General features: G+C 41.5%; 16 protein-coding genes, 1 pseudogene and 1 riboswitch. Of the genes and pseudogenes, 5 read left to right on the top strand and 12 right to left on the bottom strand.

The genetic code is table 11. The features are described 5' to 3' along the window. Positions 1 to 73: 73 nt before the first annotated feature. The 4 genes from Q7A53_RS11410 to Q7A53_RS11395 all read right to left on the bottom strand — a co-directional run bounded on the left by Q7A53_RS11410 (position 74) and on the right by Q7A53_RS11395 (position 4084). Positions 74 to 415 carry a hypothetical protein gene (locus Q7A53_RS11410; protein WP_411789315.1) on the bottom strand — a complete coding sequence of 114 codons (342 nt, stop codon included), beginning with the start codon at positions 413 to 415 and terminating at the stop codon, positions 74 to 76. Between the two features lie 46 nt (positions 416 to 461). Next, a complete protein-coding gene (locus tag Q7A53_RS11405; RefSeq protein ID WP_411789296.1) occupies positions 462 to 1859 on the bottom strand; it encodes a DUF2254 domain-containing protein in 1398 nt (465 codons plus the stop codon). A 328-nt stretch (positions 1860 to 2187) separates the two neighbouring features. After that, on the bottom strand, positions 2188 to 3012 hold the full coding sequence (locus tag Q7A53_RS11400) for an undecaprenyl-diphosphate phosphatase (protein ID WP_411789295.1): 825 nt from the start codon (positions 3010 to 3012) through the stop codon (positions 2188 to 2190). A gap of 283 nt (positions 3013 to 3295) precedes the next feature. After that, entirely contained in the window at positions 3296 to 4084 is a 789-nt protein-coding gene (locus Q7A53_RS11395) for a TerC family protein (RefSeq protein WP_411789294.1), read from the bottom strand. A gap of 470 nt (positions 4085 to 4554) precedes the next feature. Between Q7A53_RS11395 and Q7A53_RS11390 the strand changes: the two are divergent. Then, positions 4555 to 5268: pseudogene (locus Q7A53_RS11390) on the top strand (AraC family transcriptional regulator); the annotation flags it as partial. A gap of 35 nt (positions 5269 to 5303) precedes the next feature. Here Q7A53_RS11390 and Q7A53_RS11385 read toward each other — a convergent pair. Further along, positions 5304 to 5609 carry an SdpI family protein gene (locus Q7A53_RS11385; protein ID WP_411789293.1) on the bottom strand — a complete coding sequence of 102 codons (306 nt, stop codon included), beginning with the start codon at positions 5607 to 5609 and terminating at the stop codon, positions 5304 to 5306. Between the two features lie 263 nt (positions 5610 to 5872). After that, a riboswitch (cobalamin riboswitch) is annotated at positions 5873 to 6070 on the top strand. A 256-nt stretch (positions 6071 to 6326) separates the two neighbouring features. On the opposite strand from Q7A53_RS11385, the gene mmgD reads away from it, so the two are divergent. The 3 genes from mmgD to prpB all read left to right on the top strand — a co-directional run bounded on the left by mmgD (position 6327) and on the right by prpB (position 9901). Then, positions 6327 to 7442, top strand: coding sequence for a citrate synthase (gene mmgD, locus Q7A53_RS11380; protein WP_411789292.1), 1116 nt, complete (start codon positions 6327 to 6329; stop codon positions 7440 to 7442). 73 nt (positions 7443 to 7515) lie between these two features. Next, positions 7516 to 8958 carry a bifunctional 2-methylcitrate dehydratase/aconitate hydratase gene (locus Q7A53_RS11375; RefSeq protein WP_411789291.1) on the top strand — a complete coding sequence of 481 codons (1443 nt, stop codon included), beginning with the start codon at positions 7516 to 7518 and terminating at the stop codon, positions 8956 to 8958. A gap of 22 nt (positions 8959 to 8980) precedes the next feature. Then, positions 8981 to 9901: a methylisocitrate lyase gene (gene prpB, locus Q7A53_RS11370; protein WP_411789290.1), complete on the top strand. Its 921-nt coding sequence runs from the start codon at positions 8981 to 8983 to the stop codon at positions 9899 to 9901. 215 nt (positions 9902 to 10116) lie between these two features. On the opposite strand, the gene Q7A53_RS11365 is transcribed toward prpB, so the two are convergent. Further along, positions 10117 to 10575 carry a nucleoside deaminase gene (locus Q7A53_RS11365; protein WP_411789289.1) on the bottom strand — a complete coding sequence of 153 codons (459 nt, stop codon included), beginning with the start codon at positions 10573 to 10575 and terminating at the stop codon, positions 10117 to 10119. Positions 10576 to 10961: 386 nt separating this feature from the next. On the opposite strand from Q7A53_RS11365, the gene Q7A53_RS11360 reads away from it, so the two are divergent. Then, complete coding sequence (locus Q7A53_RS11360) at positions 10962 to 11729, top strand: SDR family NAD(P)-dependent oxidoreductase (RefSeq protein ID WP_411789288.1); 768 nt, start codon at positions 10962 to 10964, stop codon at positions 11727 to 11729. 49 nt (positions 11730 to 11778) lie between these two features. On the opposite strand, the gene Q7A53_RS11355 is transcribed toward Q7A53_RS11360, so the two are convergent. From Q7A53_RS11355 to Q7A53_RS11330, 6 genes are all read right to left on the bottom strand, one after another. Next, on the bottom strand, positions 11779 to 12462 hold the full coding sequence (locus Q7A53_RS11355; RefSeq protein ID WP_411789287.1) for a RibD family protein: 684 nt from the start codon (positions 12460 to 12462) through the stop codon (positions 11779 to 11781). Positions 12463 to 12564: 102 nt separating this feature from the next. Further along, on the bottom strand, positions 12565 to 12780 hold the full coding sequence (locus tag Q7A53_RS11350) for a hypothetical protein (protein ID WP_411789286.1): 216 nt from the start codon (positions 12778 to 12780) through the stop codon (positions 12565 to 12567). A 50-nt stretch (positions 12781 to 12830) separates the two neighbouring features. Further along, positions 12831 to 13070, bottom strand: a complete 240-nt coding sequence (locus tag Q7A53_RS11345) for a hypothetical protein (protein WP_411789285.1) — start codon at positions 13068 to 13070, stop codon at positions 12831 to 12833. A 238-nt stretch (positions 13071 to 13308) separates the two neighbouring features. After that, positions 13309 to 14412 carry an NADH:flavin oxidoreductase gene (locus tag Q7A53_RS11340; protein ID WP_411789284.1) on the bottom strand — a complete coding sequence of 368 codons (1104 nt, stop codon included), beginning with the start codon at positions 14410 to 14412 and terminating at the stop codon, positions 13309 to 13311. 152 nt (positions 14413 to 14564) lie between these two features. Then, positions 14565 to 16265, bottom strand: coding sequence for a M3 family oligoendopeptidase (locus tag Q7A53_RS11335; RefSeq protein ID WP_411789283.1), 1701 nt, complete (start codon positions 16263 to 16265; stop codon positions 14565 to 14567). Positions 16266 to 16322: 57 nt separating this feature from the next. Next, a complete protein-coding gene (locus Q7A53_RS11330; protein ID WP_411789282.1) occupies positions 16323 to 16730 on the bottom strand; it encodes a hypothetical protein in 408 nt (135 codons plus the stop codon). Positions 16731 to 16864 lie beyond the last annotated feature (134 nt).

Genomic DNA, 16864 nt, shown 5'->3' with positions numbered 1-16864 from the left:
TATTATGTTCCAACGGCTTATCCTCCATTCTCTTGTGAAACGATAGATCGCATATCCATCGCGAAGAACCATTTCAATGGTCGAACTCTTCCCCTCGCTGCTTATGGCTGACAGCATAATCTAAGATTTCCTGATGTAATTCGTTCCAATCGTGATAATAGATTTTGAATTCACTTGGATCTATGAGCTTTCTTTCAACTGACTCGTACTCGGCTTCAAATGAATGCCAGTGGTCAATTTCCATACGATAATAAACTTGATAGCCTACCTTTGGATACGGACTATTTTGATTCCAATTTGGATCAACATGGTGGTCCACTTCAATTTTCCCCAGAAGAGAGCAGCTGCCTGAAATGTATCCTTCCTCATAGGCTTCCCGTTTCATGCATTCTTCAGGAGTCTCTTGAGATTCCAGATGCCCTCCTCATATTCACCCTCCCCTTAGAATCATCCTACCAAGATTAAATCGAAGAAGGGGCCTTGGAAGCACTCTTTGAACTGACTCGATTCAGCATATATTCAAGCAGAAAAAGATAATCCTTCTGATTCCCTGTGTTTTTAGCGAGCTCGGATAATTGCTCTAAAATATACAAACAGTCATTTTCATACAAGCTGTAGTTATCAAACCCTAAAATAGTCTGGCGGGCAAATTCCCATAGATCTTTGTGTACTTTCTTATCCATTGTTTTACTCAGCAGGGAAACCATGGTTAAAAGCTCTGTAATCACAGTCGAGTTCTGATTGGCATACTCCCGAATGGAGGCAAATCCCTTATGAAGATAATAACGAAAATCCTTTTGATTTAAAATGATCCGAAGCTTCTCTTCTTGGTCGTAAAGACAGGAGGAGAAATTAGTAGACTCCCCAATGCTTTTCAGCAAATCGGTAATCTGATGCATCGTATTCGTCACGGTAAGAGGATCATTATGACCTAGAGCTTTGATAGCTACTTCAGCTAGTTTTATTAATCCATACTCCAAGTCTTGAATTTCCGTTTGTTTGATCCCAATTTCTATCGCCTTAGTGTAGCGCTCAGGATTAATAGTTTGACCGTCTTCCCAATAAGTCAGCAGAGGGGTCCCCTCTACTACAAATTCGCCAATTCTCACCTCAAACCTCAGCAGGCTGTTATCCCTTCTCGTTTGTTTAATCAATCTTGAAAAGTCTGCCACCTGAAGATAGCCGGAATGACTGGTTCTTATCACCTTTCCATCAGACTCAGACGGGAGTGATTCGCTCTCTGCCTCTTTTTCAAGGAGGTAAGGCTTTAATTCATTTTCCAGAGCCTTCTGAACTGATTTTGACTTAGCATTCATATTGTAACTAATATTGTGAACCTGCATCCAGGTGGTTGTATGGTTGATAAAGTAGATGAAAGTCACAGCGGCTGTAATAGCTGTTAGAATAGATAAGACCGGTGTCGCAACGATATACTCCTCTTTTTCATGGGTCACATACAAGAAATTTAAGAGTACATAAATGAAGCTACCGTTAAATATACCCAGTACGTGCTGAGTCGCCCGATCACTCACGAAGTTTACTAGCATTTTGGAAGAAAACTGCCCGCTGAACGTTGTCAAGGCAACAAGCAGAGAGTTAATTGTAAATGCACTTAAAGTCAGCACACCGCCGACGAGGGCACTTAAAAGCACTTGCAGGGTCTCTCCACTGAAACCAATGGCGGTTGGCATATATAAGCTTACATCCACCGCATAATCAAGATAATAGGTAAAAGCGGATAATCCGATCGCTCCGACGATATACCAAAAAGGCATGAACCAAAGAGTTGATTTTAATTCACTCTTCCGCTGACGCCTCGACATCTTTAAATATTTCTTTATATAGTAAAAGAATCCCATGTGATCACCATTCTAACTTAATAAATTTAAATCTTCTATTTCTTACCCTGGAAAGAAATAGATGAACCTGATTTTAAATAGTTTTATGAAAAACAGGTAAAAGGTTTGAAGTAAGAGTCTGGAATTCTTAAGCTAAAAGACTGAGGACAGAAACACCGAAATATTCGCTGCGTTTATTAGACAAAAATCAGCCCGAAGAACAGGAGTGCAATCATTTTATCCACACCCAAATCATCTTATAATTCCCTGAAAGTAAAAAAGCCCGCACGTATGCCGGCCTGCGAAATGTCCATTTAAATAGTTGAATCACGCAAAGAAATCAACTCTTCTAAAAATACAGGAGATAAATTACAGCAGCTAATAGAACACGGTAAATGGCAAAAGGGACCAGTTTGATTCGGTTGATTAATTTCAAGAAAAATCGAATAGACAAGAGTGCAAATAGAAACGCACTTATAAAGCCTATGAGAATAAATGGAAACGCCTCAACCGTGAAGTATTGAAAATTTTTTATCAAAGAGAGGCTGCTGGCCCCTAACATAATCGGTACAGCCATAATAAATGTAAAATCCGAGGAAGCTCGATGACTCATTCCAAGCAAAACGCCTCCTGAAATCGTTGACCCAGATCTGGAAAACCCCGGCCATAGCCCAATACATTGGAATAACCCCATTCCAAACGCTTGCTTATAGGAGATCTGATCTACACTCAAAGTAGTTATGATCTTGTTTTTTTGAATAGAATCCGCGTACACCATTAACAATGCTCCAGCTGCAAGGCCGAAGATGACCGTCTTAACGGAAAACAGATAAGTATCAATATAATCCTCAAAGACAAAACCTAACACTCCAGCTGGGATAATTCCCACGATCACTTGTGACAGTCTTAATTTGTTTCGCTGCTGTCTATGATCTGTTTTCAAGTGAAGCATTTGGGTGAATTTGTCTTTAAATATCACGACTACAGCCAGTATAGATCCTAATTGAATGACTATTTTAAAAGTATTGGCCACAGGTAGACTATAGAGCTCTTTAGAATGCAGCCATAATTCATCTACGATGATCATGTGGCCGGTTGAAGAGACAGGAGCAAATTCCGTCAGCCCTTCTACCAACCCCAAAATCATGGATACGATGACTTCCCATAATCCCATAGTTTATTTCTCCCTATATTTAGTATCAGTGTATAAACCGACCCTTATTTTTGAGCTTAATGGTATGGATCCCCCATGAATGGTGCGAAAATTCGCCATGAACCAGGACTCGTCTTATTATAGTCTATTAATGAAGTGGAAAAGTTATGATCCTAGGGATATGCCAGGGAGCTGCGGCTACATCCAGGAAGGATATAGCCGTCTCCTCATTGATTGCCAGCTAGAATAACCCGAACCAAGGTGAATCATTGGTTCGGGTTATTCATGAGTTACTCTGATTGTATTAAGATTTAGAGTTGCTGTAATACTTTTTATTATTCCGATTTTTCTTGTCCGCCTTCTTTCCTGACAAAAACCAGCCGCCTATTGCCATACACAATAATACGCCCCAGAAAGTTAATTTCCATCCCAGACTATGAGCGAAGTTCTCATTTAATACGCTCACTTCTTCATGTGACAGCGTAATAACCGCTAGCTTCACTCCAACCCAGGCGACAATTAAATAGGCTGTGGTTTCTAAGCTGGGCCGAGTGTCGAGAAGCTTCACAAACCAGGAAGCAGCAAATTTAATTAAAATTAATCCAGCAATACCAGCAAGCATCACAACGGCAAATTTTCCTCCGTCCATTCCGCCGAATTTAGGAAGGGGAGAATTCGGAAGATCGAGTGCCAGGGCTACGGCAGCTAAAATAGAATCAATCGCAAACACCAAATCCGCTGCTCCTATTTTAACTACGGTTGCCCAGAACCCCTTACCTTTAGGATTCTTACCTTCTGTTGACTCACTACTGTCCGAATCTACTATTATATTTTTCACACCTAAGTAAATCAGATACACGGCACCAACGGCCTGAACCTGCCATACATTTGCAATAAATGAAATGGCAAATAGTGCGCCAAATCTAAATATAAATGCACCTAAAATACCATAATTTATTGCCCGTTTCTTTTGGCTATCAGGTAAATGTTTAGCTATTACCGCTAGTACAAGTGAATTGTCAGCAGATAATAACCCTTCTAAACAGATGAGAATGATTAACGTCCAGCCGTATTCCAACCATATGGATTCCACTGCCAATTCCCCTTAATCAATAATATTGAATGCAGCATTCACTTTCATTTTTTATAAAAAATATAGACCTTTCCCTCAGTTGCTAGAGATCCAGCTATCCTCCATACAAATCCTTTATTAAAACTAACGGGAATATATCAATCCCATCAGGAGGAGGCAAATGATCTGGACTCTATATTAGAGCACAGATCCAGAATAGTTACACAGCAATCTAAAGAGCATCTTTTTAAAATGAAGACACCATTTAGAGAGAAGAATGATCACCTCTATTAGAATAAAAGTTTCCAAACATGATCCAATTGAGATATCCTTTATTTATAAAGACCTCGTTTCATTAGGTTTGCTGTAACAGGCGCACGTCCCAGTTCCCTAGCCTGTGGTTAAGTATTAAGGTTCTCTACTCACGTCGAAAAACCTTTTTCTGAATCGTTAAAGTCCATTATTTATAAAAATTTTTTCTTTACCATAAGAAAGGGGAAGGAATAGATATGGATTTATCTCAAAAAATGAAGGTTAATAAAAACTGGGATATGGCTGATGAACATGTCCTTAGTATATTAAATGGCCAAGTTATGTATGAGGAGTTTAAGGAGAAGAAAATGATGGGACAATCTGATTATGCTCCTTTTAATGAAGCCATGTGTATAAACGACACGACTCCAAAAATATTTACTAAGGAATTCATAGAAACAAGAGCAAGGGGACACCTGGAGACGACAGAAGATTATATTAATAAGGTCATCACCCCCTTAAATACTCTCTTTAACAACCATTATCCATGTATGATCTTATGGTTTGGCAAAGACATGTTTTGTCAAATGAACCTTCTCACCCTGCTCGCTTACCTTGAACAGTCTAATTACAAGGGAAGAGTTTTCTTACATAGTTTCAGAGAAGATGAATTTAAGGTACGTCAAACTGAACTTGAGCTCGGTCATTATTCTCGTGTGTATGAAGATGTTCTGTTAAATCACAGCCCTGCATCTGTCAAAGTACTTCCCGTGATGTATCAGGCCATAGATCTATATTTAATGATGCTGAACGATGAGAATCCAGTAACCAAGTATATCAAAAAGAATAGAAACTTATCGACAGCTGAATTGCTTACAAATTTATTTGCGCTTTTCCCGACTATCGGATATGGGGACTTACAATATAAGAAACTAATTCGAAAGAATAAATAATCGAGTTCCTTCTTTGGTTAAGATCAGGAAGTCTACTAAAATCGTTTGTTTTTATGAGAAAGACGATCAAATTTCTTTAAACGAATGTGTGTCGAAAAAAGTAATATCGCACAAAATATTGGCAATATAACAAAGGTCTCCACGATAAATACCATTTCCGTATTGCCTTTAATGAGGAAATAACCACTTACAGCGCCTAGCAAGGTCATAAGTACTCCGCAGTTAAGAAACATTTTCCGGCTGTGGTTTTGAGCAAACTCCCAGTTATCTTGATTTTTTGTAGACAATGGAGTTCTGTAGCCATACCAGTTATTCATTTCTTTAGGGGGTCTTACGTGCATGAAAAATCCTGCCGTCAGAAATAGCCATCCACATACAAAAAGCACAGGAATATCACTTCCTACTCAATCGGTTTGTTAGAAATATCAAACACACAACAATTGTATAATATTTACATCTGTTTCTTCAAATAAGGAACTAGAACAGCTAAGGTACAATCTTTTTTCTTCATCACCCCGTTTATATTGATAGGTATCCCCCAACACCCTTTAAGGAAATTATTGTTTATTTTCGGAATTTTTGTTACATTGATAAAGTCAAAACTAAATACGCTTTAGACTGAGGTGCAATTAAGTTGGTTCAATGCTTATTTGCTTAAAAGGGAAATCGGTATAAATCCGATGCTGTCCCGCAACTGTATTTGTGAACAAACTGGAATAACCACTGTTCTCCGTTGAGAATGGGAAGGATCCAGGGAGTAATGATCATAAGCCAGGAGACCTGCCTAAGTCAGCCAACATCAATACCTACGAGGATAGGAGGTGTTAAGTGCGAGTGAAAAGCATGGACAGACGTTTACAATCTATACCTGATTAATCCATGCTCGAACAATATTGCTGTGCTCTTAACTTAACAACTTTCTTAGGAAGTTGTTTTTTTATTGTCTGCATTTCCATCACTATTTTCCTTGAAGAAAATTCACCAAATGCCACGGGTACATCAAGGAATAATTAAAACTTTTTTGAAAGCGTTTACTTTAGAGTGAGAGGGGATTTTCTATGTTAGAAAAAACGACCTATACACCGGGATTAGACGGAATCATTGCCACAGAAACAAAGCTGTCTTATTTAGACGTGGACGCGGAAGAAATCGTCCTCCGCGGCTATGAGCTCATTGAGCTGGCAAAGAATAAAAAATACCTGGATTTAGTCCAGCTTTTACTCCACGGCACGCTTCCAAATGACGAACAACGCTCTTCTCTTGAGCTGGAAATCAAGAAAGATTATGACCTGCCAGCAGAATTATTTTCCTTATTTAACAAGCTGCCTAAAGAAACTCACCCGATGGATGCTTTACGAACAGGGATATCCGCACTCTCAGGATACGAAAAAAATCTAGACGAACGCCGCGAAATTGAAATTAACAAAACCGCCCTCAAATTACTGGCACAGATTCCAAACATCGTGGCGAATAGCTATCATATCCTTCGTGATGAAGCTGTCGTCGAACCAAAACAAGAACTGCCTTATAGTACAAATTTCTTGTACATGATCACAGGCAAAGAGCCAACACAAGCTGAAGCGGACTATTTTGATCAATCTTTAATGGTCTATAGTGAACATGAAATGCCGAACTCCACCTTTACAGCCCGCGTCATTGCTTCGACTAACGCAGACATCTATGGCGCACTCACTGGAGCCGTCTCTTCATTGAAAGGCAACCTCCACGGTGGAGCGAATGAAGCTGTCATGCACATGCTTTTGGAAGGAGAAACAATCGATGGATTCAGGCACCTTCTTTATGAAAAACTTAACAATAAAGAAAAAGTCATGGGCTTTGGCCATCGCGTGTACATGAAGAAGATGGATCCTAGAGCGGCTCTAATGAAAGAAGCGTTACGTGAACTATCTGCAGATAGAAAATGCGAGAAACTATTTGAAATGTGCGAAGCAGGAGAACAGCTGATGAAAGAAGAAAAGAGTCTATACCCTAATTTGGATTACTATGCAGCACCCGTCTACTATCTGCTAGGGATTCCAATAGATTTATATACGCCTATATTCTTTGCCGCCCGTACACTTGGGTTATGCGCTCATGTATCTGAACAATACGCCAACAACAAATTGTTCAGACCAAGAGTTCTCTATACGGGACCACGCGGTCTGCACCCTTAATAGCGAGCTGCCGGAGAGGTTCCTGCCTTCTCTTTTAAAAAACATTACCTATTGAAAAAGGTGGAGATAACGTATGACAGAAGTGAAAGTTAATACATCACAAACGACTGATCAAGTAATGGAGCGAATCGCAGAATACGCAGTTTATGGAAAGATTACAAGCAGCGAAGCTTTAGAAACCGCTCAATACGTTTTGATGGATACGTTAGGATGCGGGTTTCTTGCCTTGCGGTATCCGGAATGTACAAAGCACTTAGGACCTATTGTACCTGGAACCATCGTACCGAATGGCTCCCGTGTGCCCGGTACACCTTATGAATTGGATCCCGTCCACGCAGCATTTAATATTGGATGCATGATCCGCTGGCTTGATTACAATGATACGTGGCTTGCCGCAGAGTGGGGACATCCTTCGGACAACTTAGGTGGAATCCTCGCCATATCCGATTACATTAGCCGGAAACGAATTACGGAAGGAAAAGAACCGCTGAAGATGGATACCGTTCTTGAAAATATGGTGAAGGCACACGAAATCCAAGGGGTGTTAGCTCTAGAAAACAGCCTCAATCGAGAAGGTCTTGACCACGTTCTTTACGTGAAAGTAGCCACAACAGCGGTAGTAACAGCCATGTTAGGAGGAAGTAAAGAAGACGTGTCGAATGCGGTCTCGCAAGCCTGGATCGATAACTCCAGTCTTCGCACCTACAGACATGTACCAAACACAGGCTCAAGGAAATCTTGGGCGGCCGGTGATGCAACAAGTCGAGGTGTCAGGCTGGCATTGATGACAATGAGCGGAGAAATGGGGTATAGGACCGCGTTGTCTGCACCTAACTGGGGGTTCCAAGATGTCCTTTTCAAAGGAAGGGAACTTACCTTGGCACGTCCACTCGATTCTTATGTGATGGAAAACATCTTATTTAAGATTTCCTTCCCCGCTGAATTTCATGCCCAAACGGCAGCAGAAGCGGCGATTGAACTTCATGATCAAGTGAAAGGAAGAATTGCTGAAATTGATCGCGTTACCATTACGACTCATGAATCTGCCATCCGAATCATAGATAAAAAAGGTCCGCTGCAAAACCCCGCAGACCGTGATCATTGTTTGCAATACATTACAGCTATTGGTCTTTTGTATGGATCGTTGAATGCCGACCATTATGAAGACGATATAGCCCGCAACCCTGAAATCGACCGTTTACGAAACGTCATGAAAGTGATTGAACATGAACCGTATTCCAAAGATTACTTAGATCCCGAGAAGCGTTCCATAGCTAATGCCGTCCAAGTGTTCTTTAACGATGGCACGTCTACAGAAGAGGTCGCCATCGAATACCCACTCGGCCATCGCCGTCGTCGCGACGAAGGAATACCGCTGCTATTAAATAAATTTCAAAGTAATCTAAAGACGCGATTTCCATTTCGTCAGGTCAACCGAATTCTTAATATCTGTGAGGATTACAACGAGCTTACAGATACACCTGTTAACAATTTCATAGAGCTATTTAGAATATAAGAGATGGAAGGGGCAATGTGATATGTCATGGATCGTTGAACCAAGATCCACTCAGCAAGAAAGAGCGGCAACTTTCAAACGTCTGATCGGTCAACCAGAACTATTAAAAATTCCCGGCGCCCACGACGGTATGTCTGCAAAAATTGCAAGAGACACCGGTTTCCACGCCATTTACTTATCCGGGGCAGCCTTCACTGCCAGTAAGGCTCTACCTGATCTTGGACTTATTTATTCGAACGAAATGGCTGCAAAAGCACAGGAGCTTATTCGTGCTTCAGACCTCCCCCTTCTCGTAGATATCGATACAGGGTATGGTGGAGTCATTAACGTAGCCAGGGCGGCAAGAGAAATGGTCGAATCAGGCGTTGCCGGGGTACAAATCGAAGACCAGGCCATGCCAAAGAAATGCGGGCATTTAAACGGGAAAAAGTTAATTGAAGCTGAAGAAATGATGCAAAAAATCCGCACGATCAAAGAAGTCGCCCCGACCCTTGTCATTGTTGCACGGACCGATGCTAAGTCCGTTGAAGGAATGGAAAAAGCCATTGAGCGTGCCAATCAATATGTGGAAGCGGGTGCCGATGCGATCTTCCCGGAAGCTTTCATTACTGAGGAAGATTTTCGGCATGCTTCTTCTTCCATTCAAGCTCCCCTGCTCGCGAACATGACCGAGTTTGGGAAAACCCCCTATTTTACCGGTGAAGACTTCCACTCGTTCGGGATGGATATGGTCATTTATCCAGTCACCTCTCTTCGAGTAGCTGCAAAGGCATATGAAAGGATTTTTTCTGAGATCATGAAGAATGATACTCAAGAAGATAAGCTTGAAGATATGCAATCGCGTGAAGAACTATACGAAACGATCAAGTATTACGATTACGAAGCATTGGACAAAAAGGTGGCGAGAACCGTTCTTCCTGAAATAGGGAAAGAAAATAAGTAAACAAAGAAAAAGATAGTACCTTTCCGTTTGTTTGTGCCTTTTCTAACCTCTCCACTTCGACACACTAGAAAAAACGAATAAAACCCCGTTCCTTTAATCGTTTGTTAAAGGGACGGGGTTAGTGTGTGTGAAGATTATTTCCGCAGGGAGATTGAACTAGGGTCTACTCCAACGATATAAACATCCTGCTGACAACATATTAAATATGAGCGGTTTTATCCAAACGTGTAGCCATCAAATACCTTCAACCCATCTTCATTTAAAACTTGTTCTACTACTGAAGGCTTCAGCGGGCTATTGGCGAAGACCTCTTTACAGGAAATCATAATGTTATCACCTGCTATGCTTGCTAATTGGTCGTGCGTTACGCTGTATACCATTTTACCTAGATTAGACCAAACCATTGCCCCTGAACACATCACACAAGGCTCGCAGCTGGTGTATAAGGTATACGCCCCCAAATCAAATAACTGATTTTCTGAACAAAAATCTCTAATCAGTCCTATTTCTGCATGATAGGTAGGGTCTGAGTGGGTATGTACTTTGTTCTCAGCTATTTTAACAATCTCATTATTTTTAACCAGAATCGCACCAAAAGGTTCGTTTCCTTCTGCTCTGGATTTTGACGCTTGTTCGATAGCTATCTTCATGAAATATTCATCGTTGTACGTCATAGAAGCACTCCATTTCCTATTGAATTCTCCATCATTATAAAGGATAAATATCTTTCCTGCCATTTCATGCAGCGTATAAGGATTGCCCCACTCTCTTTTATACCTCCTATGGGGAAGCATTCCTTATGACAGTGGAAGCCCGTTAAGCGAAGACTCTGGGGTATTCATGATACATAGTACCGTCAATCATAGAGTTCTAATCAAACTACTCCCCTTCTGTACAGATTTCAATATCTTTTGTCGTGCTGATACTGCTCGCTAGAACTTGCCCATTTTCCTAAGAAGAAGTTTGTTCCTTTATATATGGGGAAAATAACCATCATGCAGTAAAAGACTAATAAACTATTCAGGCAATGAAGCGATCAACTTGTAAAGGAGTGGAAGCAATGGATTTGTTCTCAAATATCGGAAAAGTAGCAGTAATTACAGGAGGCGGCAGCGGCATAGGAAAACTAATGGCGGAGACCCTCGCTGAGAGCGGTGCGAAAGTAGTCTTGCTAGGACGTACACTCGAAAAAGTAAGAGACGCTGCAGAAGAAATTCATTATAAAACCAATACAGACGCTACAGCTTATAGCTGTGATGTTACGAATAATGAACAGATTCAAGACGTGCTAGCTCAGATCAATGATGAGTATGGATCGATCGATATTTTAGTCAATAATGCAGGAACTACAGTGCGTGGAAATATTGAGGATCTGGATGAATCCGGATGGGATAAAGTGATGGACACCAATGTGAAATCCGTATTCTTTATGAGTCAGGCGGCTTTGCCTTATATGAAGAAACAGGGATACGGCAGAATCATTAATACCGCGTCTGTTGCGGGAGATGTGAGCTTGTTTTTCAGTTCTGTTTATGGAACGAGTAAAGCAGGGGTCATCCATCTGACCAAACAGCTTGCCGGGGAGCTTGCTTCATATAATATAACCGTAAATGCGATCAGCCCGTGGTTTTTCGAAACAGAATTTAATAAGAAGAGCCTTGAGGATAAAGACTTCAAAGAAATGGTTGAGAATAGGACTCCAATGAAGCGGGTCGGTTCGCTGGATGAATTAAAAACCTCCATTTTATATCTCGCTGCCAGCGGTTCTAGTTATGTAACAGGTCAGAATATATTTATTGATGGCGGAATGACGTCGTTTGGATTATAAGATAAGTATAGAGAGTTCATCCTCCTCAGGTTGAACTCTCTATTTTTTATCATTCAACTGTATTTAGTACAGTATAATTCAGCCAGACAGATCCATGTCCTACTGTTTTAACTGTTTTCAATTCCAATTTCGTTACTCCCTCTATGTCTATTAAATCGTCACAATCAAAAATTGAGGGCGTGTTTTTACCGCCAATAGCCAGGGGAGCGAGAACGAGACTTACTTCGTCGATCAGTCCCTGACGTAAAAAAGCACCGTTGATCGAACCACCGCCGCTTAGACCAAGTCTTCGGAACCCGAGTGAATAAAGCTTAGCAAGAGCCAGAGGTAAATCTATGTATTCTCCTATCCCTGCCTGAACATAGGTGATTTCTTTGTCATTGAGCTGCTGAAGATAATGAGCTGAAACATTTTCCTTAGTGACTACAATCAGCCCCTCTGTCTGCTGCCAATCTATCCTCCCCTTCCCATCAAAAACAATGTAGGCTTTTGATTTCTGAGGCTCATATAAAGGTGGGTCAAGCGGAATCCAATGGTTTCCATACACCATCAGAGTTTCACTTCCCGATAACAGACCATCACACTCCAAATCATCGTACAGCTGCTGGGTAATTTCATGCGCGTCACCATCCAATCCATCCGCTGTCCATTCAGCAACATTGCGATTCGTTGAAGTTGTAATTCTTCCATCAATCGAAGAAAACACATTTAACACTATTCTTGGTCTCGTCAAATCTCCAGCCCCTTTCTATGAATCATTGTATAGGAAGCTGGAAAGGAATGTCAGTCTTATTTTCTGAAAAATAGCTGGGATTTAAAGCAATCATCGCGACTTCTACATTCCTATGCCGCCTCCACCGCCCATGGGAGGACCACCTCTAAATGACTTTTCTCTTTCAATCGCTCTTTCCACTTCTTTTTCTTTCTCGGTTGGTTCTGCCTTTTTATAAGAATGGAGATGAATCCGCTTCTTCTGCTTTCTCTTATCCATATAAAACATAAAGGCAACAAAAACGACAAGGAATATCCCCCATAATATATTTGCAAGCACTGTATCTACTCCTTTCTGCTAGGTCATCACTGGAAAAATGAACAAGAGTCTCACTGATCCCCGCCATCTCCGAAACTTCCACCGCCCATGAAGTGGTTACTTTCAGAATGGGCATACGTAATTCCTTTATCCAATCTCTCTCCTCGTTTACTTTTCTTCGTTTTGTTTAACTCATCACCGTAAAAACGGTTGGAATTAGATCCAAAAGCATCCCGTAAAAAACCCATCATCAGCGGCAGGATGATTAGCCCACCGATGACTGCGAGCACGAAGATACCGTTCGATACCATAATGAATCCCCTCCCTTTTAAGTTCTTACTATATGTACGACTTCCTAAAGCGCTTTGTTTCATTTAAGAGAAAATTCAGTATTTTAGTAGATGACAGATTTATGTTCCTTTCCAGTATTGACACCATCATAAAATTCAACTATTACGGTGTGTGAGGGATTCGTATACCGGCCAAAAGAAAAAAAGCAGGACCCCCGGTTAAGAGGTACCCTGCTTCATGAAAATATAGGTTAGATTACTAGTATAATTTTTGCAGCGCTTCCTTATTGAAAGGCAGCAAATCATTGGCTCTGCCATCGCGCACTTTCTTAACCCATTCAGGATCCATTAACAACGAACGCCCAATGGCTACTAGATCAAATTCTTCGTTGTCCAGCTTTTCAATTAGACCATCAAGGCTCGTGGTATTGGCACCTGCAAAGCTAGTGAATTCTCCATCAAGTCCAACAGAACCTACGGAAATTACTGGTTTGCCAGTTAATTTCTTCGTCCAGCCGGCCAAATTCAAATCAGAACCTTCAAATTCCGCATCCCAGAATCGGCGAGTGGAACAGTGGAAAATGTCGACGCCTGCCTTCACAAGCGGCTTCAGGAACTGTTCTAATTCATCAGGTGTTTTCGCAAGTTTCGCTTTAAAATCATTCATTTTCCATTGAGAAAAACGGAAGATAATTGGAAAATCAGGGCCCACTTCACGACGGCATGCCTCAATCACTTCAACGGCGAATTGAGTCCGTCCGGCAATGTCTCCACCGTAGCGATCCGTCCGTTTGTTGGTGTTTTCCCAAAAGAACTGGTCAATGAAATAACCATGAGCTCCATGAAGCTCAATTCCATCAAAACCAATGCGTTTGGCGTCAGCTGCTGCTTGAGCATAGGCATCTACCATCTGAACAACTTCTTCTTCTGTCATAGGTTCAGTAATTTTTTCTCCGTCTAAACTTAATCCAGAAGGTCCAACAGGCAGGGCATCTGCATTGGGCAGATCTCCCTTTTTACGGGTCATTCCCACATGCCAGAGCTGCGGTACAATTTTACCGCCAGCTTGATGCACTTCCTGTACGACATTCGCCCAGCCATTTAAAGAAGCTTCCCCATGAAATAGAGGAATACTGGCTCCTGAGACAGAGGCAGGGTGATTGATTCCGGTTCCTTCCGTTACAATTAATCCGACGCCATTTTCCGCACGGCGGCGGTAATAGGCAGCTACATCTTCTCCTGGAATTCCCTCGGGAGAGAATCCACGGGTCATAGGGGCCATCACGGTACGATTGGCAAGATTTAATTTATCACTCTTAAAAGAACGAAATAATGGTTCTAATGATTTATTGGTTTCACTCACTGTTAGTTCCTCCTCTTTCCTTGATGCATTAAATATTATTGCAAAATCCATCAAGAAAGGAAAGCTATCTGTTTGCCAGGTGCCGATCAGCAAGCTGGTAAACGTTTAATGAGTATGCTTAACCTTAATCGTCCTAAGGGGCGAATAGCTAGTTATACCTTCATTTGTTCCACAGCCGAAATTTCCTCCTCTAGAAATTCCATTAACTCTTTGATCATTTCTCCCGAGAAGTCGAATCGAATGCCGGCCGCTTCGTAAACTTCATAAAGAGACTGGGTGTTCCCAAGAGCAAGGGCGTGCTTATATCGTGCTAATGTTCCAGCCGGGTCTTCTTTATAGTTCTTATACATTTGTAACGCTCCCAGCTGAGCAATGACATACTCTACGTAATAAAACGGAACTTCAAAAATATGAAGAATGAACAGCCACTCTTTATTGCGCGCATCCTCATAGCCGCTCCAATCAATGACTCCATCAGAAAGCTCCCGTGATAACTCACCAAACTTAGCCATTCGTTCTTCCTGTGTATGATCTGGATTTTCGTACATCCAGTGCTGGAATTGGTCCACTCGGATTGCTGACGGGAAGAACGTTACAATATCGCGCAGCAAATCAAGCTTTGCCTGTTTCTGCTCTTCCTTAGAATAAAAGTGGTCCCATTGATCGATCGAGAAAAGCTCCATCGTCATACTCGCAAGCTCGGAGGATTCCATCGGTGTGTTCCGGTCGTAAGATAATGGCAAATGCCGTTTGAGATCGTTATGGATACAATGCCCCATTTCGTGAAACAGCGTCATCATGTCGTCATGCGTGTGAGAGGCATTCATGAAAATGAACGAAAGCTCGGAAACAGGGAGAGGGGTGCAGAATCCTCCAGGTGATTTATTCCTGCGGGTTTCCAAATCCAGCATCCCTTTTTCATTCATCGTATCAATCAATTCTGAGAATCTTGGTTCCAATTGACCAAGAGCTTTGGAAGTCCGCTCCACAAGTTCGTCTCGTTGAGCAAAAGGCTTTAACGGCGTGCGGTCTTTTGGAACGGCACTCCGGTCATAAGGACGGAGTACTTCAACCCCTAACTCTTTTTTCTTCTGTTTTTTAATTTTTTCGGCAAGAGGCACGACGTATTCACGAATAGAGGCAGCAAGCTGTTTGCAGTCCTCCGGTGTATAGTCGAACCTTTCGTACTTTTTAAACATATAGTCACGGTAATTGCTCAGTCCGCTATTAGCAGCTTTTTGCTTACGCAATTTCATGAGCTTATCCATAATTTCCTGAAGATCGTGTTCTACTTTACTTAGGGTTTGAAAAATTTTATCAAAAGCAGATTTGCGAATTTCACGATCGGGATCCTCTAATAACGGAAACAGCTCAGGTATTGTTTTCTCTTCTCCATTCCAATCAACAGATAACCCGCCTGTCAGCTCAAAATACCGGGTGGCCAGACGATCTTCCTCCACCTCAAGCGTAACGTTTTCCTCACGAAACAGCTCCATCGCATTTTCCTTACTGCGTAAAAAACGTCCGTACTGCTTTGGATCTAATTCGTCTTTAAAGGGAGAGCTCATAAGCTTTTCATCTAGTTTGGCTGTATAGGTTTTAATAAGGGGTTCAATTTTTTCCTGGTCGTGCTCAAATGCTTCTTTCGCTTGTTGATCCTGATTGTGCGCCTGAAAGTCTATGTAATGTCCGTCCAGCGCTTCACGTAGTTCATCATCAAAAGTAGAGAGGTTTTTCAGCCATGTCTCCACTTCTCTACTCGATTGGAACGTTTGCTGAAGAAATCCTTCCAGTTCTGCTTGGATTGCTTCTGTATCGTTCAAATTGTGTTGTTCTATGTAGATCTTACTCATTTATATTCCTCCTTTGTCCTCACCTTTATCTATTCGATACTAAGAAGTGAAATCCTTTTAATCACTGTGTGCCCACCAGATCACCAGAGTAAGATACAGCGGGAAGATCAGCACTCCCGCAATGATCATTAAACCCGCCGCTGGAGGAAGCTGTTCACCAGGGTTTGTAATTGGGAATAGAGAAACAAATAAAAAGGTAAACATAAAAAAGTAAGGCAGCCACAGAAGAGTGCACCAATAATTCGCTTTTCTGCTCGTTAGTTTATGCTTCAAAATAAGATGAAAAGCGATGGTACAAAGCACTACTATGCCGGCATCTACAATAAGAATAGAAATATTCATTCTGTCTAATCCTATTCCCGTGATCCGGCTCAGCCGGTAAACATTACCGATTAATTGAATGCCAATAAAAAAGACGAAAGCAAATAACATGCTGAGTGCGTTTAGTTTAAGAAATAATTTCATTTTCTCACCTTTTCCATAAAAAATGCCTTCCCAGCTATTAGAAAGAAGAATTCAACACCCCTGCAAAACGGGGCACAAAATGACGGGCTGCCGTAGTAAACTCCTGTTATTCTATTGAGGAAAGGAGGTTATAA

This window comes from Halobacillus rhizosphaerae (assembly GCF_046719735.1).
GTDB classification, from domain to species: Bacteria; Bacillota; Bacilli; order Bacillales; family Halobacillaceae; genus Halobacillus_B; species Halobacillus_B rhizosphaerae.
This window is presented reverse-complemented; position numbering and strand designations above follow the sequence as displayed.